This is a genomic window from Bradyrhizobium yuanmingense (assembly GCF_029167105.1).
Classification (GTDB): Bacteria; Pseudomonadota; Alphaproteobacteria; order Rhizobiales; family Xanthobacteraceae; genus Bradyrhizobium; species Bradyrhizobium yuanmingense_A.
The window spans coordinates 32,060-54,335 of the sequence record NZ_JARFML010000038.1; the positions used below are offsets into that span (position 1 = coordinate 32,060).

Here is a 22,276-nt window from a genome sequence, read left to right on the forward strand (position 1 = left end):
GGCAGATCTAAGCGGTTGACACCGGATCTCGATATAAACACGTCCTCGCTAATAGGTTTAGCTTTCGAGAAGCTGACGAGAAATCAGCATGATCGTGGCCGCCCAAAGTTAGAACGGGACCCATGATCGACGATCTGCGGACCGCGGCCCCGACTTTGTTGGGCCGTTCACCGTCTTTGCTATCTGACCCCGCCGCATCTGCGAATGTTACCGTGATGGCGCCATTGCCCGATGACGATCCGATGTCGATTAATCGGTCGCGCCAGACGGCTTTCCCGGCTTGCTCGACGAGAGGGGCTGTGGTCAGGTCGGGCCCTACATAGCCCGAGCCGCCCACAACCCCGCGCAATGGGGCAGCGGTCGCGGCGTCGTCGAGCGGGCCCTGGGCGACCAACCGTTCGGTAGCTCTCCGTCTGAGCGCCCTCAGCAGACGTTGCACAATCGAATGCTGTCTCTTTCCGAACTCCTCGGGGGATTTCTCGCGCAGCCGGCCGACAATTGCGAGCGCCGTCAGCTGCGGCTGCTCTGCGAGCCACGCTTCGATCGCGGCAATATGCGGGTCGAGCTTGGACGGCATGCGAACTCTGGTCCTACAGGGCCGACGAGTTCGCCCGTGCGTGGCACGCGGCTCGCCGACCGTCGCGGTCTTGCCGAGCGTCTTCGCGAACGTCGCCGCGGTCGCTGGCAGGATGCTAGTGTGAGCGGTTGCGGGCCGCGCGCCTGTCCGGCACGACGATCGACGCGATTGCCTAATTCCTCTTGGGCCGCGCAAATCTCCGCAAACAGCGCGACCGGACCGAGCGATACTGATCGCGTAGCCGTTTCTTCACGGCCGCGGTCACCTTGGGATGCGCCAAGGCACGCTCATAGGGCGTCGATGGGAGATGATAGCGCTTGATCACTTTCGCCCCTTCGCGACGCTTCTCTTTCAGCTTGAACGAAGGCTGGAAGAAGTTGACGTAGAGCCGTGCCGCCGCCCATCATACGCGCCGTCTCGACGCCATCGAAGCGGCCATAGCCCATGAGGCGGCGGACGACGGCACCATTCTTCTGCTCGACAAACGCCTGATCGTTCTTCTTCGCGCGAGGGAGTGACTTCGAGCTTCTGTTCACGACACCATGGCACGACGACATCGTTCATGAAGGCGCTATCGTTGTCGAAGTCAACGCCGCGCAACAACCAGGGGAACAGGCTCTGTGCGCGGTTGATCGCCTCGACGACGAGCGAACCTTCCCGCGTCAGCAACGGCAGGCACTCCGCCCAGCCGGTGCCGACATCGACCATCGTGAGGGTTCGGATGAACGAGCCAGCCACCGAGTGCCGCCATGGGCGACCATGTCAACCTCGCAGAAGCCGGGCACCGGGCTGTTTCAGTCATTGAACGTGCGGATCGGGACCTCGCGCTGGATTGCCGAATAGAACCCGGCACGGCGCCGCCTGCCGCCGCTCGCCGCGATCTTCACATCGACGAGCAGGCGATCGATGGTGGCAGCGCAGATAGCCAGAACACGATCACGGTCTGACTGGCCAAGCTGCAATCGGCCATGTTGCTAAGGGCAGGCAGCAAGGTCGGGATCATCACCTTGAGCCGCTTGCCGCACACCCGATCCGACGCCTCCCACAGCGCAGTCAGCGCGTCCTTGATCGTCGCGCCATATCTGTCTTCGCTTTCTTGTTGCCTCGACCTCGCCCGGTCCAACCGCCTCGCGTCGCCGCAGCGCGCGCACCGCATGCTTGCGATGCCAGTTTGCAGTCTGGCTGCGCTGCCTCATCAGCATCTCTCGCGTTCGCAAAATCATGCTGGTTGCTTGTTGTTGGGCAGTCTTCACCGGGACGAACCGCATTGTCGGGCGGGTAACCGCCTCACAAATGGCTTCAGCATCCGTCACGTCGGTCTTGTTTCGTTTGACGTAAGGCTTCACGTAGGCTGGCGGCTTCATACGGACAGCGTGGCCCAGTGCCGCGATCTCGCGCGCCCCGTGATGGGCACTCGCACAGGCCTGGATACCTACCAAGCAAGTTGGAAGGTTCCGAAAGAAGGGCAGAACCTGCGATCGCCGCAATGTGCGGCGAATCAAGACTTTCCCCTTTTTCAGCGATGCCGTGAACTTGGAAGATCGACTTGGCCAAATCCAAACCCAATGTGATAATCTTCTCCACGGAACGGTCCTCCCTTTGTGGCGCCTCTCTACGGACCACGTTAGGCACTTTTGATGCCAGTTCGAAGGGCCGTTCCACACCATCACTTTCGATGCAGTTTGGGAGATGTCTGTCGCGTTGATTACCGTAATCAGCGCCATGCAGCGAGCACTCCATTGCTCTAGTCTGGTGCCGCGTGGGTTTGTTGTAGAAGAGTGCTTACTACGAAGGCGATAAGGCCCTTATTCTGGCCGAGCTCTCCGGGAGTGTCGGTCTGTGTCCATCGTGCGCAACGGTTTGGCTGAGCTTTTCGGCGCAGGGGACTGGCTCTCCATCGGCGCGCCGCACGGCGAGGCTGGAGTCTATCGTTCATCACCTCGGCTCGGCCTTGGCGGTCGGCCGTGCCAGTGAGAAAGTATACTCTCCTGCGCGTCGTCGGACGCCGTTACCGTCCCCATCTGACCCGCTCAAGGTTATCGGCGTTGATGATTGGGCGTGGCGGCGCGATCACCCGATGCGCCACCATGACCTGAAAAGCGTCGGATCGTTACCCTGCTGCCAGATCGTGAGCCGTCGACAACCCAAGCCTAGCTCGCCGCTCACCCCACGATCGCTATCGTCGCTCGCGATCGGGCGGGGAATATGGCGAAGCTGCGGCAAGGCCCTCCCACACGCGATACATGTCGCAGATAATTGGCATTTGATGGATAAGCCAGTCGGGCCTGCCTCCATGTCATCCGCAAATTGATGCGCGAGATCAGAGCTCGATCGGGGCGACAACAATCGATTCCAACTGCTCAGCGCGGCCGAGCGCCCGCAGTAAGAACCGTCGCGAAGACCAATGCGACGATCTTGGCGCTGTCAAAAAGCGGACGATTAAGCAGATCGTGGTTCAGACTAAACATAGCGGGAAGCTGGTTCGTCAGGTGATCCGCGGCGAACGCCACGATGTCTTCCGGACCCGACATAGTTCGCTCGATAAACACCTGCCGGCTCGACGACCAGTGGGTCGCCGGGTGGCGGAACGGTGCTGAATTTTGGCGGCGCCCAAGGCGCGCAGCTCCCGAGGCTCCCTTCGTGTCGTCGCAGAATGGACAACACGCAGGCGGCGGGGCGGAGAGGCCGACGCACAAAATCGTCGCCGTCTCCCGTCGGCGAAAACGATCGCTCGTCTCATGACGATTGGACGTGATAGGCCAACCACGGCATCAGAGGCGATGCTCGATGCTCGAGGATTCTGTTTTTCGACGCGCCGCACCGAAGCATAAGAGTGTTGCTACATCCATTTACGATTGCCAGTGTGGACGGAATAGCAATTGCTAGACGCGTTCGAGTTACACCGAAGCCAGGCCTCGTTCGGCAATCTTACACTCCCGGCGCGCCTTACTCCATGCATCGCGCTACGATCTATTCGCGAGTTGGATACCTATCATAAATAAAATAGATTTTGCTGATCTTACCTGAAGCCTCATAAGTCATGGTCCGTTCATTAGAAGGAGCAATCAGGACTCGTGCGAATCTCTCTTCAGTCACCTCCTCGCCAACTCGGCCTGCTCGAGCACGCGGTGGGTACACCGGAGTTCGTTGTCGATCGTCATTCGCTTGGGTCTTAGCGCAGTCTTTCGATAGGCGATGAAATGCGAATTCTCCTGGTAGATCGCGATGCGGCCTTTGTGCGAGCCGCCAAGGAAACGCTGTTGGTTTGCGGCTTTGCCGTCGATGTAATCCACACTCTTGACGAAGCGGAGACCGCGCTTGGTTGCGCCAGCTATCACATTCTCCTGCTCGAATTGGTTCTGCCGGATGGAAATGGCCTGGACTGGCTCAAACAGTTGAGGCGCGAAGGATGTTCGATGCCCGCCATGATGATGAGCAATCTCAACGATCTCGGCACCCGGATTGCGATATTCAATGGTGGTGCCGACGATTTCCTGCCTAAGCCGGTGTCTCTTGATGAGCTCATTGCTCGCATGCGCGCCATTTTGCGACGATCGACGCAAATGACGGCACCCGTCGTTACCTTCGGCAACTTACATTTCGATCCTATCGGCCGGCAAGTCTCAGTTGGCGGTCGGGCATTAAGAATGGCGCGTCGCGAAGTCTGCATTCTTGAACATTTGCTCAGCCGGGCAGGCCGTACCGTGCCGCGAGCGTCGCTGGAGGAGGGTCTCTATGCGTTTGACGACGAAGTCTCGACCAATGCCTTAGAAGTGGGGATCTATCGATTGCGCACACATTTGAGCAAGTCGGACGCGACGCTACGGATCAAAACCGCACGTGGCGTCGGCTACGCGCTTGAGCTGAAGAACGATTCTCCGCCTTGCCGATCAAACTTGAAAACGACGCTGCCTTGAAGTTCGCCCTCGATCCTCGCGGCAGTCGACGGCCGAGCGCAGTCACGGCCGCGATCCTCCGCTGCCTTCTATATGCCGTCTGCACGCTCGTGCCGCTCTCCCCTTCCGCAGCTCAGACAAAGCGCGACACTAATCAGGGGGCGCCACGCGCGACGGTCGACAGCCTTAGCGGAACCTTGAATCTTTCCTCCTCTCAGGGCAAGACCGTTCGTCTTCCGGCGGCGGCGGCCAGTATATTTGTTGCCGACCCGACGATAGCCGATTACCAGGCGCCATCGAACACGACCATCTTCGTCTTTGGAAAAAAATCGGGCCGGACTAGCTTGTTCGCTTTGAACGACAAGGGAGAGGCGTTAGCCGAGTTTCGTGTTGTTGTTACCCAGCCTGTGGAGGATCTGCGTGCCGCGCTGAGGGCCGAGCTCGGGGACTATCCGATCCAAGTCACCTATACGCCACGCGGCGCTATTCTTAGCGGGACGGCGCCCAGTGCCGACGTCGTTGAGCGCGCCAAGAAGATCACCGAGCAGTTTCTCGGTGCGGGCGCGCTGGTCGTCAACAAGGTCCAGGTGGCCGGCTCATTACAGGTGAATTTGAGCGTGCGCGTGGCCGAGGTCTCGCGCAGCGCCATGAAGGAGTTTGGCATCAACCTCTCTGCATCGGGTCAAAACGGCGCGATCGCCTTTGGATTTAGCAGTGGCAAATCTGGGGCGAGCCGGGGCGGCGGCACGGCAAGTATCGGAGTCGGCGTTGGCAGCACGAACATCAGTGCTGTTCTTGACGCGCTCGCCAACGAGCACCTCGCGTCAGTACTGGCGGAACCAAATCTTACTGCGATGTCTGGCGAATCAGCAAGTTTCCTGGCTGGCGGCGAATTTCCAATTCCGGTCATGCAGGACAATCGTCAAGTCTCAGTTCAATTCCGCCAATTCGGCATCAGCCTGGAGTTTGTTCCCACCGTTCTCAGCAACAATCAGATCAATATCCACGTGAAGCCTGAAGTCAGCGAGTTATCGAAAGAAGGCGAAGTCAATATCAACGGAATGTCTCTGCCCGGCCTCTCCACGCGACGTGCCAGTACTGTCGTCGAGCTTGCCAGCGGTCAAAGCTTTGCAATCGGCGGGCTCATTAGGCGCAATTTCAACACCGACATCAGCACGTTTCCTGGGTTAGGCGATGTCCCGATCCTTGGCGCGCTGTTTCGGTCCTCCTCATTCCAGAAGCAGGAGACGGAGCTTGTCATCGTCGTTACCCCGTACATCGTGCGGCCAGCATCGTATGCCGCCAAGATACGCGCGCCGACTGACCGCCTCCGGCCGCCATCAGACGCGGGGCGCATTTTGACGAATACGTTGGCGAGTTCCCCACGAAGCCGCGACGCTCCCCGCACTGAACCACAGGCGACCGGCGGAGCCGGGTTTATTATCGAATGAGGACCGCGAATGACCGTACGAAACCTGGGCCTCTTGATCGCTGTGGCGGCAACCGTAAGCGGATGCACAGCTGCGATATATTCTAGGCCGACTGAGCAAGCGATCCAAGTTGAGCAAAAGACTAGTATCTTGCGACTACAGAGCCTTCGTCGCTCTGAGAGGTCTGGTCTGCGAAATTTTATTGCGAACGCCAGCCACGGTCGGCGGGATGCACTTCATCTGGACGTCAATGGTTCACCCCGGCTCGTTGCGCAGGTGGCTCATGAGGCCCGGGCGATGGGTGTTCCTGCCTATAATATCCGCCTGTCCGCTTCCCCCGTAGATCTGCCCAGCCATTTCGGCGTTCAAATCGAGGCGATCATGTACGAAGCACGTCCTCCGCTCTGTCCATCTCTTTCAATCATCGGCCCTTCAGTAGACGACAATTCCTTCGATCCAACGCTTGGCTGTTCGATCCGCAATAACCTCGCTGTCACGGTCAACGATCCAGGCGACCTACTAGAGAACAGAGCTGTCTTGCCAACCAGTGGTGACCGTGCGGTGCTTCCCCTTACCGCACGCGGAAGTACCGCTGCGGGCAACAAGGGCAACTCGGAAGGTGGCACTCAAAATAGCGTTCCTTCAGAATCCCAATGAACACTCTTGCAGCAAGAGCCTTGGCGATATTGTGGCCAACATCTGCAGAAGCTGCGATCTGCTTCCGCCGTTTCTCACGACGTCACACAGATATCAGGTTGCGTCATGGCGTCTTTGACTAGAGCCCCCGAACGCATTGCTTTGGCGCGCCGAGCTAGACGAGGCCGGCGGCAAAGACTGCCTTTGCAACCCCCTCGAAACAGTCCATCGGAACGGCCTTTCCCAATATTCCCTTTCGGATTAACTGACGCGCCAAGCTAGGCTCCTGAATAATGTTCAGATGCAGAGCTTTCGCCTGATCAAGCAGCTGTGAAGCAAATTCGTCCTCGCCGCGGCACACCATTACGGGGGCTCCGGTCTGCCCACGAACGTAACGAAGTCCAATCAGCATCGCGGGGCCCGTTACTATCAATGTCGCCCGCTTGATCCCGAGCGGCGGCTCACTCGCCGAGTCCCGACGAAGCCGGCGGCGTTCGCCCTTTACCTGTGGATTGCCGTCCTGTTCCTTAGACTCGCGCTTCGCTTCACTCTCCGTCATGCGCATGTCGCGCAAAAACAACCATCGCTGAATTAGCAGATCGGCCAAGCCGCCGATCAGAAACGCAAGAGCAGCAATTTCGATTAGATACTTGAGCTCTTTGAATACAAAGCTAGAACAACCCAAACCGCAGACAGGCAGGTACACCAGCGCCTTCCAACTTGCGACTGAGGTGAAAACCAACGTTACGCCGAGAACGAACACTTTGATCAGCGACTTACCAAGCTCGACAATAGACTTCTGAGAGACAATCCGTTTCAGCCCTTTGATGGGATTCAATTTCTCAAGGCTTGGTTTCAGCGGCTCCATGGAGAACGTCAGCCCGCCAGCAGCCAAGAAACTGGCTAGAATGGCTGCAGCCACGGCCGCTGCGATGATTGGGGCAACGCTCGTTAACGAAAGTTCGATCAATCCGACGAGTGCCTGCCGAACTGCACCATTGAAGGGCTGCCCCTGGAGCTTGTCGACGAGCTGCACCCCTTCACGCCATACGTCCTCGATAGCGCTCGCTTGGAAACATAGGCAGCCGAACGCGGCGCACATGCTGAGCGCGGTCACAAAATCGGTGCTGCGCGGAATTTGTCCTTTCTCACGCCCCTGACGTAGCTTCTTAGGAGTTGGTGGAAGCTTCTTCTCTTCGCTCGAGTCGTTCATTTCAAGAATTTCCCGAGCCGCTCCAGCACCCCGCCGAACTGGATAATCTCCGTTCCCATGTATTCAATGAGGAAGACGGTGTAACTCACCATGATGATGCCAAAGGCGGCGTTCTTGATGGTCGGAGAGAGGTCGTTCAGCTTAATTTGCGGCGCAAACCGCCCGAGCAACATGAGGGATACCTCAATCAGGAGCAGCAGTGCCAGCACGGGTCCGGAGACTATCAGGGCCGTATGCATGATATGATCGAGAAGCGCTACAAATTCCATTGCCCCTTGCATTGTTAGGGGAGGTAGTAGCCGGTACACGGGCCAGATCAGATAGCTGCCATAGAGGCACCGAACCATCGTCTGTAGACCTCCAGACACAACGAAAATAGTAACCGCGGCAGTTCCGAGAAAAAGACCCGTGGCGGAGGCTTGGCTGCGCGTCGCAGGATCGTCCAGTTGGCTTGAAACACTCCGCTGCGTGTCAATGATGTCGCCAACTGCCTGGATGCTCCATAGCGGTATACTTAGTAACATCCCGAACAGCAGCCCGATGAATATCTCTTTGAGACCGAGAAACGCGACCGCGGCCAGACGGGTGGCCGGATCCAGGGTCTGCAGACCGGCCTTGACATGCGCAAGGCATGGCAGTCCGATCACGATCGTCAAGCTTGCGCGGATCATCCCGCTAATCTGCGGCCGCGTGAATACGGGAAGCACCAACATGATGCCTAGGGCCCGGGCGGCACTAAGGCCCGCTGCAACGACGAACTCGACAGCAGTCTGGATCAGAGCTTGCGTCTCGGTGGGTGACAAAGCATGCATTCGCGGTGCCCGTTGTTCGCTTCAACTGATCTAACCGGCTCCGCTCGCCGTGCCTTAATGTTCGGTGCCAGAAGGCCGCAGATAGTCGGCGGCGTTCGTTTTATGAGCGCTCAACGAGAGCACCGGCCGAACTGCGATCCTGCACGGTAGGCCGACGATCCCCATACTCTCATGCTCGCTCGGTAAGCTGGCGCACTTTGGTAATTCAAGGGTGATGCCGATGGGCGGTTTTGTTCTCACAAACTCGGCCTTTCAGTTCCGAACTAATACCTCGATGTGAGAGAGGGGAACTCAGTGAAGATATGCTGGGCTTGTTCGATAAGCGGCGCGCTCAGTACCGGAGAAAACAGAACGAGGACGGCGACGACGACGAGGAGCTTCACGGTTAGCGGCAAGGTTTGATCCTGGAGCTGCGTTGCCGCCTGTATGATGCCAACAAGCAATCCGGCCACGAGAGCTGCTAGGAGCGGTGGCAGAACCCAGATCATGAAGAGGACGAGCGATCGGGTCAAATGCGTGAGGATGCTGGCCTCGTCCATATTAACCTCCGGGCGCGGCGTAACTTAACACCAACCCGTGCATGAGCCGCGACCATCCGTCGATCGTGACGAACAGAAAGAGCTTAAAAGGAACAGATATCATTGTGGGCGATACCATTGACATGCCCATGGCCATCAGAATCGTCGTTACAATCAGGTCAATCGTGATGAATGGAAGATAGAGAAGAAAGCCGATCTCAAAGGCACGCTTTAATTCCGAGATTAGAAAGGACGGTACAAGAATCGCAAAATCATCCGCTGTAGCGTTTCCCCGCATCTCCTCTGACCAAACATGTTCTGTGGATGACAGGAAGAACGTGCGCTGCTCCTCATTGGTGAACTTTTTTAGGTGAGCGCGCAGCGGCTCGCTTCCCTCCTTAGCGGCTGTCGCCCAGTCATCGAGCGTTTGGTAGTGAAGTTGCGGGGCGGTAACGCGGTTGTAGATCTGCTCCAGCACTGGAGCACCAATGAAGACCGTAAGGATCAATGCGGCGCCATATAGAACGATGTTCGGGGGTATGGATTGGGTCCCGAGCGCGTTACGCACGAGGAAGAGAACGACGGAAACTTTTATGAATGCCGTGGTCGAGACGACTGCGAAAGCCAGCAGACCGAGGCCGACCGTCACTGCGAGAAGCGCAAGGATGCCTGGCTGAATGTCAGTCATTGACCGCCAACCCACCACGTAGCCTGATGGCCAATTCCTCCCCGACACGCACGATGTCGCCGTGGCCGATCAATCGACCATTGGCAATAATGTCAACCGGACGGTCAACGGGACGGCGAAGTTCGAAGACATGCCCTTCGTTGACGGTTCTCAACGTACCCAGCGGGAGAGGCCAGCGGCCGCATTCGAATACGAGCGTAATCTCAATACTGTCGATGTCGGTTTCAGAGGGCAAGGCCGATGGCTGGGTCTGGGGTCGTGTCATCATATATGCACTCTTTAGAGGGTGGGGTTGCAGGCGGAAGGGGCCCCGCAAGATCAGTCTGTCGCCAGCAAACTCAGCCGGCGCCCACAATTTGTCCGCAGTCAGGATGATCTGACCGCCCGCAAAGGGAATGACGTCCGGCACCAGCGCATCGCCAGTTTGTGCTTGGCGAACAAGCCCGACGGACACGCGCAGCGAGCCAATCTCGCTGGCAACCATGATGGGCAACTCAGGGGAAAGCTTGCGCATTTCTCGGGGCAATTGGCGAATCACCTCGCCTAACTGACAGAACGCAGCCGGAACCGAACCGTCCAGACACGAGAATAGGAACAGCCGCGCCGTGCCCGCGAGCGTGCCGTAGACGATGTCGAGTTCCAGATAAGGGCCTTGCGTCGTTGCTTCGTCGATGCGGATAATTTGCAAATCCCGCGCTAGCAGATCCTCAAGTCGAGTGAGCCATGATTCAAACGCAAGTTCGAGGACGAGCGAGCGGGTTGGGTCCGAAGGCAAAGTAAGGCCATGCTGCACTGTCGAAATCAATGCCTCCGCCAGCGGGCGCGGCACCGACAAGACGGCCATTTCGGGCCCGACGCGAAATGTACAGTCAAGCATCGGCGCAGTCGATGGCTGCGCCTGCCACACAAGCCGGTTAATACATATCGAGACCGGCGTATCGCCAAGGCGGCTCTTCAGAACCGTTCGCCGAAGGGCCATCTCATTGAGGCACGAGACCGCGCTATGCGACAATCTTAGCGGTGGCACGAATCGTGCTGGTTCACCGATCGCATTTTCCGCGCTCATGTTCACGGGATCGGAAGTTCGCGCCGACATAAGAGAAGCAGCCATTAAATCGAAACGCCAGCAGCCTGGCTCCGCGAGCCAGTCTGATACCGGAGCAAGACCTCATCGTCCGTTTCGACTTCAGCTGCAAACTCCGAACGAGCGTTGGTCGTGCGCTGAACATCGCACTCAATCTGCTGCCATTTCTGGCTCGCCGCCGAACGCTTGGCCCACGCGAACCGCGCCTCAACAACCGCCGCCTGGGCCTGCTCTTGAGCGATGCGCGCTTGCTCAAGCGCCTGGAGTGCAGATGCGATCTCAGCTGTGAGTCGTCCAATGACGAGATGGCACCGACGGTCGAGTTCGGTGACGCTCATCGTATCAGACGATGCGAGTTTCAGATAAAGTTCAGCTTCGAGGCTTGCGCGGCGTTTCTCGGCGCTGGCAACCTTCTTGGAAGCTTGCTCCACCGCTTCAACCGCAATTTGGCATTTGGCTTGCATGTTGGATAATTGACGAAGCGCACTTCGCTCCCTCATGTCCTTCACCAGCCGCAATTTCGACGCTTGGATGGGATTCAGGCGGTCAGACGCGACATCCACGTGACGGCCTCCTCAAAAGTGGACGGCTCATCCTGCCCCTGGCGCAAGAAATTTCGCAACTCCTCGATCGACGCGATTGCTCGGTCAGTCAGCGGATCGCCCCCTGGCTTGTACTCACCGACCTTGATCAAAAATTCGGCCTCATCATAGCGCGAAAGAAGATCTCGAAAGAAAGAGGCGGCCTTTCGATGTGACACTGAGACGACCGCATCCATCACGCGACTTCGGCTCGACAACACGTCGATGGCAGGAAAATGCTCTCGCGATGCGAGAGCGCGTGAGAGAATGATATGACCATCGAGAATCCCGCGCGACTCTTCGGCGATTGGATCGCCTGTGCCGTCACCTTCGACGAGCACGGTATAGAAGGCCGTGATCGAGCCCTGCTCGCCCATACCGGCACGTTCCAACAGACCCGGCAGAAGTGCAAAGACGGAGGGCGGAAAGCCGCGCCGCGTTGGAGGTTCTCCCGCGGCAAGGCCGATTTCACGCATCGCGCGGCTGAAGCGCGTCAATGAATCCATCATGAGAACGACACGCAATCCTTGATCACGAAAGTACTCGGCGAGTGCCGTCGCCGTATGAGCACATTGCGCGCGCTCCATTGCCGACCGGTCGGAGGTCTCCACGATAGCGATGGTACGATCGATGGCATCGCCAATGTGGCGCTCGATGAATTCACGCACCTCACGTCCGCGCTCCCCTATAAGCGCAACGACGGTGACGTCAGCATCCGCGCCTTTAACAATTTGCGACATCAGCGTCGACTTGCCGCAACCGGCATCTCCATAAATTCCGATCCGTTGGCCTTCGCCACAGGTCAGAAGTCCGTCGAGCACGCGGACGCCGAGCGGAAAAGGCTGCTCGATACCGCGCCGCCTCATTGGGTTGGGTGCCCTGCCGCGGAGGGGGCGAGTGTGGGTCGTCTTTATTGGACCCTTTCCGTCGAGCGGACGGCCGAAGCTATCGATGACGCGGCCCAGCAAATCGGGACCGACTGGAACTTCCTGCATCCGCCCGGTCGGAACCACTTCCGCGCGGTTAGACATGCCTATCATGTCGCCGATTGGCGTGAGTAACACCCCATCCGGCAGCAGACCGATCACCTCCGCCTCAAGTGACCATCCTGTATTGTGATCCTGCAATAGGCACAGTTCCCCAACGCGGGCCCCTGGCAGCACGGCGTGGACCAAGGTGCCGACGGCTCGGGTGATCCGTCCACGCACGGCACACGTATCGACATGCTTTGCTATAGATTTCAGAGATGATAACGCCGCGTGCACAGCGCCTTCATCAGCCGCATCGTCATAGCTTGGCCTTTGGGAAGTCATGGTTCGCCCTCTTGAGAAGGCGGGGCAAGGGCGAGACGCAATGTACGGAGCTGCGCGGTAAGTCCTAGATCGACATTACCAAACTCACTCCACAAGACGCATTGGTCCGGCGTCAGAGCCGGGTCCGGTTCAATTCTGACCTTAGGCCGCCCATGCGTTCCCTCGAATGGCGCGAACTCGCATATCAGGGCATCGATGTTCACGGGAGACACATGAAGGCACAATTCCGCGCTGCCATATCTTTGCTCGATGGCGTGACGAACCGTCCTCACTAACATCTCGCCCGGGTCGAAGGAGCCGACCAAGTCATTCAAGATCTCAATGACGAGCTGTGGCAGCTCCTGTTCTAGTACGGCTTTTCGTCGCGCCAGCTCGGAAGCAGCTCGAGCCACCAGCCGCGCCATTTCGTCCGAGCCTGTCTTCAGGCCTTCGGAGTGCCCGCGCGCCTGCTCGCGCTGATAAGCGTTCCTTGCCCAGTTGCGAACCTGCTGTAGATACCGCTCTGCCAGCGCGCGCGTCTGTACCGCATCGTACCAGATCCCAAGTTCCGAGGCTGGTATGAGTGGACCCACCGGACGTATCTGCGGGCGTTCTGGCAATGCTGGCTCACCCGCGGTCATGCCGGCCGTGTCTCCGAGGCCAAATGGGTCATCACCAAAGACATCAATTGGCCCGCGGCTTTGTGGTGTTCGGCGGCTGGGCTCTCCGCGGCGGTCCCGACAGGTAAGCAGAGAAGCACGCGCGTACGGTCGAGCTCTGAGGCTTCCTTGAGCCAAGCGCCAAGGCAGGCATATCCGTCATGTTTAATCCGCTGCGAAAGTGCCTCCGGATTGACAATCAATTGGGTCTCGACGGCACTGGATACATGTCGGATAGCGAAAGCATGTGCTTCCGCACCGATATTTCCGATCAGTAGCGCAAGATCATGCTTTGACACCAGCTTCAAGACCGAACGGGCGTGCCAAGTACCGCCAGCGAGCAGTGCCGCACGATGCGGATCATGCCCAAGCAGAGCGCCCCTTCCCCAGCGACTTCCCCTCGAGACCAGTTCACTGCCTAGCAGCAGTTCGGCTAGTCTTTCCTGCAGTCTGGGAGTTTTCTGCAGTTGCAGCACTGTAGAAGCCGCCAGCGACGCATCAAGCCGTTCAGCAAAACGGCTTGGATGGATTAAAGCAGTAAGCTCGCGCGCCCGATCGGAATTTCGGTTGAGCGAATGATTTGGTTCGGTGGATGTCATCGTTGCGGACATTGCATTCCGCCTATCTCGCATCGGAGTTCAGCCTTTTGCCGGCGGCTTGGACGGCGGGCATACCCGCCGCTTTGCCAATATTCGCCCCTTTCCGCCAGAACTGACCGAGCTGGCGCGCACGTGTGCTCAGCAGGACGTAAGATAGAATGCCGAACGCGGCGCCGGCACCTCCGACCACGACCGCAAGAAGGGAGGATGACATGGACTTGGTTGGCTGGATCGAGGCAACTGCTGGTGCAGAGGAAATCTCATGCTGCGCCCGCTCAACCGGCACGAAAACGACGGCCACCTTGTCGTAAGATAGTCCTTCAATGCTGTTGGCGACGAGCATCTTGATCTGGGGCAACAAGGCCGAGAGCTTCGCATTGGAGCCATGTCGAATGAAGACTGACGCTGAAGACGGGGTCGCATCCTGTCGCAAAAGGTCATTCTTCGGCAAGACAACATGAACCCGAGCGGAGAGAACCCCATCGATATCGTTGATCGTGCGCGACAATTCTTCGCTTAGGGCATAAACGTAACGAGCGCGCTCCTCAACCGGGGACGCAACCAGACCCGATCCCTTGAACACCTCCCCAAGATTCTTGAACACTTGGCGCGGCAAGCCCTGGTCATTCAGCAGTTCTATCGAAACGGCCAGTTGCTTTTCTTCGACCTGAATCGTGCTGGTACCATCCTTAGCGACAACACGGACTGCATCGACACCCTTACTGAGGAGAAGCGCAAGCATCTCGTTGGCTTCACGCTCATGAACTTTTGTATAGAGATCGGCCTTGCAGCCAGCTAGCAACAGCACAAGCGGCAACAGCAGAAAAGCATGGAGCTGCCTTCCCGCAGGCGCGCCGCGGCCGATCTTTCTTTGCGCGAACAGAGCCATCACCGCCGCTCAGCCCGCTGATAACAATTTGTTCAGAGATGAACCGACGGCGCCGGTACTCTTGGAGATGAGCGAAACCTGAATAACACCATTGTAAACATCCCGCAGATTCTGCAACGTCGACTCGAAATTGTCCGCACCTTCTGGTTTGCCGACGGGATGGACATCGACTCCGTCCGAGCGCGCGATAGGCTGCGCGGCAGGCCCAAGCTGGACGCTCTTCGAAGGTGCCGGCTCGCCGATCGAAGGAAGGGCAGTCGAAGGATATGGTTTGCCTAGGTGCACTGCAGAAAGATTCTGAAGGATGCGATCGCCCGGCGGACCGGTCTGCGCGACTGTACGCTGAACCTCTGGTACAGGCGGCGCCAACGCGCTGTCGGCCACCAAAGAGGCGACACCCTGCTTCGATGCCGCCTTTGCAAGATGCTCATGAAAGTTGCCCGGCGCCGATGAACACCCGTCGGTGAGACACTCGCCGAGGTTGGCAGAGATCGTGATAGCGCCAAACTTCACGGAAGAAATCATTGCTCTCGCGTCTATTAGCTGTCGTTGCCGTGAACGGCTCAGCACCCTAGCGAGGCGAGCTGACCAAAACCTGACGTGGATCAGGAGCTACGTCATCCAAAAATCACGATTAGCTTCCAATTTGCGACGAATTTCGTCTTCCAACTCTGGATGAATTCCAGCGCATGACCGCCAGGAATACTCATCCAAACTACGAGGCTGCACACGTTGAAGAACATTCTGATTGTTGGTGTTTTCATCTCCTTGAGTGTCGTTAGGGCGCTCGGCGCCCCCCTAGAGCTGCCATCCACGCCTTATACTTACACGGTTCTGGATCAGGATCTCGCGGCCGCACTGCAGGAGTTCGGCAACAACTTGAAAATTCGGATCAATGTCAGCCCCCAGGTAAAGGGGCGGATTCGCGGGCGCATGCCGGATCTCGCGCCGCGAGATTTCCTCGAACGCGTGACCAATCTTTATAATCTTCAGTGGTACTACGACGGGCTGGTGCTGTACGTATCCGACGCGCACGAGGCGGAAAGTCGCCTGCTTGTCTTAAATCCGATCACTTTCGATGCATTCAAGGCGGCACTTGATGCACTCAGAATTTCCGATGAACGCTACGTCGTAAGAGCTGCACCGGAAGATGGACTGGTCTTCGCTTCTGGCCCGCCTCGCTTCATCGCGCTTGTCGACCAAACGCTCAAAGGCCTAGTGGCGGAGGTCCAAGCGCGACGAAATCTTACGACAGCCGCAAAGCCGCCGCCCGAGTCGGTCTTGATGTTGTTTCGGGGCTCCTCAAGTACGGTCGTTCGTGATGGACGAGCGGAGGGACCTGTTTCGCCCGAGGCGCCGCATCAAGACAACGTGGCTCACGCGCCTGGCCCAAGCCGGAGATGAATTGACAGCAAGAGTAGCTTACAAGGGAACTCAATGCGGTCGCGGCATTCTTTGTGAGCATTTCGAAAGCTGATGCTGTCGGCATGAGAGCCCGAGGCCAGACGGTGATGCACCGATTGGCGCACGGATGCCTTCAACTGGACGGCTGGGCGGCGTCATTCTTGGGGTGACTACGCCTTTAGCTCCACTCAACAATCGACGATTGCCTATGAACAATAGGACTCTCTCCCTCAACTGTTTGAGCACATTTGCCGGCAACGGTGTCCGATCCATGATGCTTCACGGCGCTGATGGAGCAGGCCCTAACCGTCTCGTAGCGGAGCGGTAAGCGCGGCCACTCGCCACCGCATTCTCTACGAGACGCGGCCGTATCATTTAGACCTGTTGCACGAACCCGCGCGATCTTCCGCGAATTCGCAGGCCCGAGTTCCCATTTTTGCCATCTGCCGCGTCAGGACGCGACGGAGTGGCAGAAAATTCTGGGTGGATGCGGGTATTGTAAATACGCTGCAACTTTGCGCAACACCCATCCATGTCCCTTCGCGCATTCCTCTGAGCGCCGTCAGCTTCTCGAAAGCTAACTCCCGCTACTATAAGGCGGTCAATATCTAGCAGGCAATGAGCCTCTTGATCGCACGGACCTGAGCACCGGACGCCCACTCAGTCGCCGGGAGCAGCCGCCAGGAGTTGTGGGATCCGCCCATCAACACTTTGGTGTTTGTCGCGAACTCGGGCTGCACGATGTGACAGGACTGCGGCGCAATCTCACAGCACAGGATGCATAATGTCAGTAAACAACCTATCTCTAGCTGCCAACTCGAACGTGGCTTTGTCCGGGATTGCTCCCGGGCTGACGCCGGCGCAGGAGCTGTCAAGTTTCGAGGCGATGCTAGCGAGCTACGCCTTAAAGAACACGACTGGCGATCATTCCGCACCACAAGATGTGACCTCGCAGTTGACCAAAGACCTGACGGAGGAGCTCATACAGCTGACGGGCAATATCTTGCCACCTGAGATTAGGGCTGCATTGGATGCTGATGCGTATGGCCAGCCCCCGCAGTCAACCTCTGCTGCGGGCTCCACTGCGATTGCAGCCGCGCCAGTACCCAGCTCACGGATCACATGGAACAGTGGCACCCTGACCGGCACTGAGTTGCAGATTGTGTCGGTGCTGAACCGTCATAAAGATAAATGCCCTCTCGATTGGAAGTCGCTCGGAGATTTGGCGAACGACCCCTCCACACCGCCGGATCTGAAGGCGGCGATCGAGGCATTGCAGCAGGATCCGGAGCTCTTCTATGCGATAGGCTCACAAGGCGACGGCCGCTGCGGCGGGAAAATCAAGGCAGGTGATCTCTCCGGCTTCTCCGATCATCACTCACAAGTGGCAGCATTCCAGGAGCAGCAGGCGCGGAGCTACGAGCATAACTACGTTCCGTCGGACGGAACCGGAAGTGGCCAGCCGTGCGTTATGACCCAGACCGACGCATTGCGTGAGCTCTATCGCTATTCTGAGAACTTGCCCAAGAACCTGAGCCTCGCGGATTTCAGGCAGATCGTTGATGGCGAGGCTAAAACCGGCAAATGCCCACCTCAGGTTCTCGCAGCCGCTCAATACTTCCTCAATCATCCGGAGGAATGGAAACAGTTGTATGGCGGCTCGGTAGATAAGGTTCACAAAGAGGACTTCTTGCAGGCGGCTTCATCATCAATGAGCCTCACGCATGCCGAGTTGGATACGCTGGGTACAATCAACAAGAACCAGGGCGCGTTTTTCGGGAAGGGTGACCTGACCCGGGAGAAGCTCGCGAGTATTGTCGATGACAAGAGTCTCGGGCCCGACGTGCGAAAGGCGGCCTCCCAGCTGCTTTCGGATCCTCTCCTGTTCGGATTGCTGAACAACTCGATCACAGGCTACAAGACCCACCACAAGTTCTTCGACTTCGGCGGCGGCCACACGGTCGATTCCGGCGAGATCAGCAATAACGACTTCACCCATTTCTTCAACAACATGTCCGCTGCGAACCGCACCGCTCACCAATTGAAGACGCACAGCGCTCAGACTGCTGCCGATCAGGCCGCCGTCGCGGACATGATGATGGGCGTGGCAGACCAGCCGGACATCAAGTCACCCAAGAAGAACGGAGGCGCCTTCATGCACACCCTTGATGACGTGCTCAAGGTGGGCTCCAAGGTGCTCGACTGGGCTGCGACGGCAGTTGGTGTACTCGGCTTCATTCCAGGTTTGGGCGAATTGGCCGATCTCGCGTCAATGGTACTCGAGAGCGAGGCGCAAGCAGCAAATCTTCTGCACACAGCCATCACGGGCGGCAACATAAAGCAGGCACTGGAAGAAGCGGGACTCAGTCTTGCGGCACAGGCGGTGGGTTGTATCGGTGGTCCTGAGGTCAAACTCGCCATGCGCGAAGGCTTGATGAAGCAGGCAATTCAAGAAGCCGCGACGACCGGCGTCAACCTTCCGGTTTCGATGGCACAGTCTTACGCGGAGGACTATTTGAACTCCCTAAAGGAGCGGATTGAGTCTGAGGCCATGCAAGCTGCAAGCGTTTACAGCTAGTCAGAGCGACTTGGGGCTCTCAGATCACAACTGAGTAGCTAGGCGAGCTTGCGCGGCCTCCGTGCGGTGGGGTCCCACCGGCAAACCGGTAGGACGCGCAAGCTTTGCCAGCGTGTTGGAGCTCCTTAGCCACATCCGACGACTTTGCGTCGTTGGTTTTCATCAAGGCCCAATTTATGTTCGGCTGTACTCGTCCAGCCGGGTCGGCAGCGGCCGCAAATGCCGTATGTCGGCGCCAACAGTTCGATAGGCGGCCATCCAGCTCCAAAAGCCGACGCTGAACTTGTCAAGATTTTCAACTTAACACCGCGACTGAACCAGATGAGGTCGACGAGAATGCTTACACCGCAGTGAGATGCGGGCAGAGCGGATGTGCCAGCTGCTACCGCACGAGGCGTGGCCTTTGCCCGCTGAGCGGGGAACCGCTCGACGACGCTGAGGCCTTGGCAGGTTGAAGGATTTGCCTTCGCGCTCTAATCGTCTCAGCACGCTTAACATTCCCGGTCGTGTTTGGTCCGATCTGGGCACATCGCCGCCTGCGCCTGGAAGGAAGCAAACGTGTCGCCGGCGACTGTGAGCGGGATGCTATAGCATCTGGACCTCAAAGCTTGATGATCAACAAAATCGCCCGATCAAACGGCTTCATAACATGATGGTCCTTCTTGGTGCCAAGTATCCGATCTCCACACGTGACCGATGCACCAATCACGTTGAATTCGTTAATCCGCCAAAACCGGTGCTGAATTTCCTGGATCCGTCAGCTTGTCGAAAGCTAATGCTTGCACAGTGAGGAAAGCCACTGCGGCAGGATCGAGTTGACATAGGAGAAGCCGATGCGCATTCCGAGTTCGAGCGCCACTGCGCGCGTGGATTCCGACCTCCATGCCGCTCGTGGTGACAAGAAAGGCTCGCGCACACCCGACGCCCATGACGATCACGGTCAATCGCCCGGTGCAAGCAGCCCTGTAAGTGGCACGTCAAATCCGGACGGTAGTTCGCAAGAGGCCGCGTGGAACCAAGCATTTAACGCCGCTCTCGGAGCTGCGGCCTTCCAAATGGCAAATAATGCAATAGCTCGTTTCCATGAGACCATTAGCGAGGAGGATTCCTGATGTCGGATGTTGCGACGTCAGGAAATAGGAGCCGCCAGTAGCGGCAACACCCGAACAAACAGGAGAAAACTATGCCTAATAAAGTAGGCGCGACTAATGCCTCGACTGCAGGTGGGGCGGCTGGCACTGGTATTGCTGCAGCTGGTACTGGAGCTGCTGAAGCTGCCGGAGAGGCCGCCTGGCAGAGGCAAATCGGCGCTCTGGTTAGCGAAACCACCAAGGTGACCGAGAGGGACTTGCAACTTCGCGTCGTTTCAACAGAGCTAACGAGCATCAAGAAAGTCGCCGACGAGCGGGTGCAGTAACGGATGAGGTGGGACGACGTCGTCGTCCCACCTTTCCTTGGCATAGCGTAAGCTGCAAAGCTCGCAACGAGCCGTACGGCTCCCTCGCTGTTCAAGAGACCGTCGATCGTGAATGAATTAAACTCCCTGCATTTCGAGGTGCTGTCGGGGCTTTACACGGGGCTGGCCGGCAAATTTGGCTCGGGATCGACCCTGATCGGTAGCGACCTGGATGCTGACTTGGTCTTCATCGAACAAGGACTCGAACGCCATCACCTTCGTATCACCCCACATTGCAATTCGATCCAAATCGAGCCTCTGGCTAGGGAAGTCAGGATCGAGGGACACGAGCAAAGTCCCCCGAACGAGCGCGTTATTGTTCCTCTTCCCGTCGTCATACATGCGGGCGAGATGTCCATCCGTTGTTCCATAGAGGATTCTAAACAAGCTGGCTCCATCGGTCGCTGGCTCGGATCGACCGCCGTACTCGTCTCGGTCCTGATCAGCTCTGTCGCGGTCGGCGCAGTCTCAACCAGTTTCGTCCAGACGGACAGCGCTGTTGCCGTGACCGCCGACTTGCCCCGGGCCGTCGGAGTCGCACCTAAGCTGGCGCCCAACGCTCCCGATGCTCCGACCACCGACGCAGCTGCCGCACGGCTGCAAGAGCAAGTTGATAGAGCGGGCCTTTTCAACATCAAAGTCAGATCTGAGCCGGGTGTTGTCGCTGCTGACGGTACCGTGACGCCCGCCTCTCTCCCAAAATGGCGGGAAGTCCAAGAACGGTTCGATCACGAAAGAAATGGCGCATATGTTCTCGTCAATGCAGTAGCCATCAAGGAGGAGAAGACGCCGTCCTCGATTTCTGTCGAGGCCGTTTGGCGCGGAAGTGAGCCATATCTGGTCATCGCTGGTCAAAAGCATTTCGTGGGCGCGCTGCTGAATAACGGATGGACCGTCAATGGGATCGATGAGCGACGTGTGCTGCTGAGCCGGAACGGCCGGCTTGTAGCCGTGCCCTATTAAAGCTTCCGCCCGCAGTTAAGAAGGAAAGTCTCATGACTAGGCTCCCTCAGCATTCGCTAGAGCCTGGAGCCTCTTTTCAGCGGCTCAATGTCGACGACCCCCCACCTGCTATCACGCCGACGACTGCTAGAGCCGAGGAAGCCGAAATCGAGAGAACTCATGCAAATGGTGGCAAGAGCTTTGCAATTCTCGAGGATGGGCCCCCGCAAGATCTGCCTGTTGTCTCTGCGATCGAGACCTCATTCGAGCTTGGCCCGATTGATCCCGTTTCGCCCATCAAAGCCAACGAGGCGCGCGTCCAGATTGGTAAGTTCGAGCCAGGATCAGAATTTGCTTGGCTTAATGGTCCCAGTCTCGCGGACAACCTGCTCGCCTTTGTCACGCCGCGCCTATGTCATTCGGATGTTCTGCGCCCAGAAAAACAAGGCATTCTTCTCGAGCGTTTGGCTGACACCCTCTCGGCCGCGCCAGAGAGTTCAGTGTCTCGTGAAAACTTCGCGATTCTTCAGTCGGAGCTGCGACGGTTAATTCTGCTCCGGCAGAATCACAACGGCTTAATCAAAGGCTAGCAATGGCCGAGCCTGACCGAAAGCAACACCTCACACCTGGTCCGCCGGCACACTTATCAAGTGTCGGTGAGGGTTTACACGTCTCAAAAAGAGAGCGTGATTTGCTCTGCGCGCTATCCTATGTCCATCTTGCCTGCGGTCAGAGCGCACAGAGCCTGGCTCTGTTGCAAATTGTAGCTAACGAACATTCTCACGACGTCGAGCTGCTCCGCATTCTGGTCTACGCTCTCATCTCGGAAGGCCTCGGTGACGAAGCACTGGTGGCATTGGATAGGCTTGACAAACTCGACGACGACCCGTCTTCGCGTCTGCCTTTGATGGTCTTGCGCAGTCACGCGCTGCGTCAGGCCGGCCGCATGGCCGAGGCACGCGCAATCTTCAAGAGCTATGTTTCATTGAGGAGCAACGCGGCTCCATCCGAACAATAATAGG

The 22,276-nt window shown here is 57.8% G+C and carries 23 protein-coding genes and 1 pseudogene; 9 read left to right on the forward strand and 15 right to left on the reverse strand.

Annotation, left to right across the window (positions count from 1 at the left end; all coding sequences use genetic code 11):
- Positions 1-7 precede the first annotated feature (7 nt).
- Both P0R31_RS33755 and P0R31_RS33760 read right to left on the reverse strand, forming a co-directional pair.
- Positions 8-577 carry a hypothetical protein gene (locus tag P0R31_RS33755; protein WP_275518994.1) on the reverse strand — a complete coding sequence of 190 codons (570 nt, stop codon included), beginning with the start codon at positions 575-577 and terminating at the stop codon, positions 8-10.
- Positions 578-928: 351 nt separating this feature from the next.
- Positions 929-1,315, reverse strand: coding sequence for a hypothetical protein (locus P0R31_RS33760; RefSeq protein WP_275518996.1), 387 nt, complete (start codon positions 1,313-1,315; stop codon positions 929-931).
- A gap of 11 nt (positions 1,316-1,326) precedes the next feature.
- On the opposite strand from P0R31_RS33760, the gene P0R31_RS33765 reads away from it, so the two are divergent.
- Positions 1,327-1,524, forward strand: a complete 198-nt coding sequence (locus tag P0R31_RS33765) for a hypothetical protein (protein WP_157287677.1) — start codon at positions 1,327-1,329, stop codon at positions 1,522-1,524.
- 213 nt (positions 1,525-1,737) lie between these two features.
- On the opposite strand, the pseudogene P0R31_RS33770 reads toward P0R31_RS33765, so the two are convergent.
- Both P0R31_RS33770 and P0R31_RS33775 read right to left on the reverse strand, forming a co-directional pair.
- Positions 1,738-2,161: pseudogene (locus P0R31_RS33770) on the reverse strand (IS110 family transposase); the annotation flags it as partial.
- Positions 2,162-2,937: 776 nt separating this feature from the next.
- Positions 2,938-3,108 (reverse strand): hypothetical protein, encoded by a 171-nt coding sequence (locus tag P0R31_RS33775; protein WP_275519000.1) that lies wholly within the window; start codon positions 3,106-3,108, stop codon positions 2,938-2,940.
- Positions 3,109-3,777: 669 nt separating this feature from the next.
- On the opposite strand from P0R31_RS33775, the gene P0R31_RS33780 reads away from it, so the two are divergent.
- The 3 genes from P0R31_RS33780 to P0R31_RS33790 are packed head-to-tail and all read left to right on the forward strand — an operon-like array spanning position 3,778 to position 6,560.
- Positions 3,778-4,494 (forward strand): winged helix-turn-helix domain-containing protein, encoded by a 717-nt coding sequence (locus P0R31_RS33780; RefSeq protein WP_157287338.1) that lies wholly within the window; start codon positions 3,778-3,780, stop codon positions 4,492-4,494.
- Positions 4,491-5,924, forward strand: coding sequence for a type II and III secretion system protein family protein (locus P0R31_RS33785; protein ID WP_430516881.1), 1,434 nt, complete (start codon positions 4,491-4,493; stop codon positions 5,922-5,924). The genes P0R31_RS33780 and P0R31_RS33785 overlap by 4 nt, the downstream gene beginning before the upstream one ends.
- Before the next feature lie 9 nt (positions 5,925-5,933).
- A complete protein-coding gene (locus tag P0R31_RS33790) occupies positions 5,934-6,560 on the forward strand; it encodes a CpaD family pilus assembly lipoprotein (protein WP_157287337.1) in 627 nt (208 codons plus the stop codon).
- A gap of 154 nt (positions 6,561-6,714) precedes the next feature.
- Here P0R31_RS33790 and P0R31_RS33795 read toward each other — a convergent pair whose 3' ends face one another.
- The 11 genes from P0R31_RS33795 to P0R31_RS33845 form a co-directional block, all read right to left on the reverse strand.
- The gene (locus P0R31_RS33795; protein ID WP_157287336.1) at positions 6,715-7,752 is read right to left on the reverse strand and encodes an EscU/YscU/HrcU family type III secretion system export apparatus switch protein; all 1,038 of its coding nucleotides are present in this window, start codon (positions 7,750-7,752) and stop codon (positions 6,715-6,717) included.
- Complete coding sequence (gene sctT / locus P0R31_RS33800; RefSeq protein WP_275519002.1) at positions 7,749-8,564, reverse strand: type III secretion system export apparatus subunit SctT; 816 nt, start codon at positions 8,562-8,564, stop codon at positions 7,749-7,751. Before sctT ends, P0R31_RS33795 begins: the two co-directional genes overlap by 4 nt.
- 263 nt (positions 8,565-8,827) lie before the next feature.
- The gene (locus P0R31_RS33805; RefSeq protein WP_157287334.1) at positions 8,828-9,103 is read right to left on the reverse strand and encodes a flagellar biosynthetic protein FliQ; all 276 of its coding nucleotides are present in this window, start codon (positions 9,101-9,103) and stop codon (positions 8,828-8,830) included.
- Between the two features lies 1 nt (position 9,104).
- Positions 9,105-9,770, reverse strand: coding sequence for a type III secretion system export apparatus subunit SctR (gene sctR / locus P0R31_RS33810; protein WP_157287333.1), 666 nt, complete (start codon positions 9,768-9,770; stop codon positions 9,105-9,107).
- Complete coding sequence (gene sctQ / locus P0R31_RS33815; RefSeq protein WP_157287332.1) at positions 9,763-10,836, reverse strand: type III secretion system cytoplasmic ring protein SctQ; 1,074 nt, start codon at positions 10,834-10,836, stop codon at positions 9,763-9,765. Before sctQ ends, sctR begins: the two co-directional genes overlap by 8 nt.
- Positions 10,837-10,880: 44 nt before the next feature.
- On the reverse strand, positions 10,881-11,417 hold the full coding sequence (locus P0R31_RS33820; protein ID WP_275519004.1) for a hypothetical protein: 537 nt from the start codon (positions 11,415-11,417) through the stop codon (positions 10,881-10,883).
- Positions 11,393-12,748 carry a type III secretion system ATPase SctN gene (sctN, locus tag P0R31_RS33825; protein ID WP_157287331.1) on the reverse strand — a complete coding sequence of 452 codons (1,356 nt, stop codon included), beginning with the start codon at positions 12,746-12,748 and terminating at the stop codon, positions 11,393-11,395. Before sctN ends, P0R31_RS33820 begins: the two co-directional genes overlap by 25 nt.
- Positions 12,745-13,368: a type III secretion system stator protein SctL gene (sctL, locus tag P0R31_RS33830; RefSeq protein WP_157287330.1), complete on the reverse strand. Its 624-nt coding sequence runs from the start codon at positions 13,366-13,368 to the stop codon at positions 12,745-12,747. The genes sctN and sctL overlap by 4 nt, the downstream gene beginning before the upstream one ends.
- A complete protein-coding gene (locus P0R31_RS33835; RefSeq protein ID WP_198400005.1) occupies positions 13,365-13,997 on the reverse strand; it encodes a nodulation protein NolU in 633 nt (210 codons plus the stop codon). The genes sctL and P0R31_RS33835 overlap by 4 nt, the downstream gene beginning before the upstream one ends.
- A gap of 10 nt (positions 13,998-14,007) precedes the next feature.
- Positions 14,008-14,874: a type III secretion system inner membrane ring lipoprotein SctJ gene (gene sctJ, locus P0R31_RS33840; protein ID WP_157287329.1), complete on the reverse strand. Its 867-nt coding sequence runs from the start codon at positions 14,872-14,874 to the stop codon at positions 14,008-14,010.
- Between the two features lie 9 nt (positions 14,875-14,883).
- A complete protein-coding gene (locus tag P0R31_RS33845) occupies positions 14,884-15,399 on the reverse strand; it encodes a nodulation protein NolB (protein ID WP_198400004.1) in 516 nt (171 codons plus the stop codon).
- A 207-nt stretch (positions 15,400-15,606) separates the two neighbouring features.
- Here P0R31_RS33845 and P0R31_RS33850 point away from each other — a divergent pair, with 207 nt between their 5' ends.
- The 5 genes from P0R31_RS33850 (at position 15,607) to P0R31_RS33870 (ending at position 22,272) form a co-directional block, all read left to right on the forward strand.
- Positions 15,607-16,278, forward strand: coding sequence for a nodulation protein NolW (locus P0R31_RS33850; RefSeq protein ID WP_157287328.1), 672 nt, complete (start codon positions 15,607-15,609; stop codon positions 16,276-16,278).
- Between the two features lie 784 nt (positions 16,279-17,062).
- Positions 17,063-18,856: an HrpF/NolX family T3SS translocon protein gene (locus tag P0R31_RS33855; protein WP_157287327.1), complete on the forward strand. Its 1,794-nt coding sequence runs from the start codon at positions 17,063-17,065 to the stop codon at positions 18,854-18,856.
- Positions 18,857-20,381: 1,525 nt separating this feature from the next.
- The gene (locus P0R31_RS33860) at positions 20,382-21,275 is read left to right on the forward strand and encodes a SctD/MshK family protein (RefSeq protein WP_275519006.1); all 894 of its coding nucleotides are present in this window, start codon (positions 20,382-20,384) and stop codon (positions 21,273-21,275) included.
- Positions 21,276-21,307: 32 nt separating this feature from the next.
- Positions 21,308-21,844 (forward strand): hypothetical protein, encoded by a 537-nt coding sequence (locus P0R31_RS33865; RefSeq protein WP_157287325.1) that lies wholly within the window; start codon positions 21,308-21,310, stop codon positions 21,842-21,844.
- Positions 21,845-21,846: 2 nt separating this feature from the next.
- Positions 21,847-22,272, forward strand: coding sequence for a histidine kinase (locus P0R31_RS33870; protein ID WP_157287324.1), 426 nt, complete (start codon positions 21,847-21,849; stop codon positions 22,270-22,272).
- Positions 22,273-22,276: the final 4 nt, after the last annotated feature.

Coding starts and splice junctions, on each gene's coding strand:
- P0R31_RS33755 (WP_275518994.1), bottom strand. CDS start 577: ATGCCGTCCAAGCTCGACCCGCATATTGCCGCGATCGAAGCGTGGCTC.
- P0R31_RS33765 (WP_157287677.1), top strand. CDS start 1,327: ATGGGCGACCATGTCAACCTCGCAGAAGCCGGGCACCGGGCTGTTTCA.
- P0R31_RS33775 (WP_275519000.1), bottom strand. CDS start 3,108: ATGTCGGGTCCGGAAGACATCGTGGCGTTCGCCGCGGATCACCTGACG.
- P0R31_RS33780 (WP_157287338.1), top strand. CDS start 3,778: ATGCGAATTCTCCTGGTAGATCGCGATGCGGCCTTTGTGCGAGCCGCC.
- P0R31_RS33790 (WP_157287337.1), top strand. CDS start 5,934: ATGACCGTACGAAACCTGGGCCTCTTGATCGCTGTGGCGGCAACCGTA.
- P0R31_RS33795 (WP_157287336.1), bottom strand. CDS start 7,752: ATGAACGACTCGAGCGAAGAGAAGAAGCTTCCACCAACTCCTAAGAAG.
- sctT (WP_275519002.1), bottom strand. CDS start 8,564: ATGCATGCTTTGTCACCCACCGAGACGCAAGCTCTGATCCAGACTGCT.
- P0R31_RS33805 (WP_157287334.1), bottom strand. CDS start 9,103: ATGGACGAGGCCAGCATCCTCACGCATTTGACCCGATCGCTCGTCCTC.
- sctR (WP_157287333.1), bottom strand. CDS start 9,770: ATGACTGACATTCAGCCAGGCATCCTTGCGCTTCTCGCAGTGACGGTC.
- sctQ (WP_157287332.1), bottom strand. CDS start 10,836: ATGAGCGCGGAAAATGCGATCGGTGAACCAGCACGATTCGTGCCACCG.
- sctN (WP_157287331.1), bottom strand. CDS start 12,748: ATGACTTCCCAAAGGCCAAGCTATGACGATGCGGCTGATGAAGGCGCT.
- sctL (WP_157287330.1), bottom strand. CDS start 13,368: ATGACCGCGGGTGAGCCAGCATTGCCAGAACGCCCGCAGATACGTCCG.
- P0R31_RS33835 (WP_198400005.1), bottom strand. CDS start 13,997: ATGTCCGCAACGATGACATCCACCGAACCAAATCATTCGCTCAACCGA.
- sctJ (WP_157287329.1), bottom strand. CDS start 14,874: ATGGCTCTGTTCGCGCAAAGAAAGATCGGCCGCGGCGCGCCTGCGGGA.
- P0R31_RS33845 (WP_198400004.1), bottom strand. CDS start 15,399: ATGATTTCTTCCGTGAAGTTTGGCGCTATCACGATCTCTGCCAACCTC.
- P0R31_RS33855 (WP_157287327.1), top strand. CDS start 17,063: ATGTCAGTAAACAACCTATCTCTAGCTGCCAACTCGAACGTGGCTTTG.
- P0R31_RS33865 (WP_157287325.1), top strand. CDS start 21,308: ATGACTAGGCTCCCTCAGCATTCGCTAGAGCCTGGAGCCTCTTTTCAG.
- P0R31_RS33870 (WP_157287324.1), top strand. CDS start 21,847: ATGGCCGAGCCTGACCGAAAGCAACACCTCACACCTGGTCCGCCGGCA.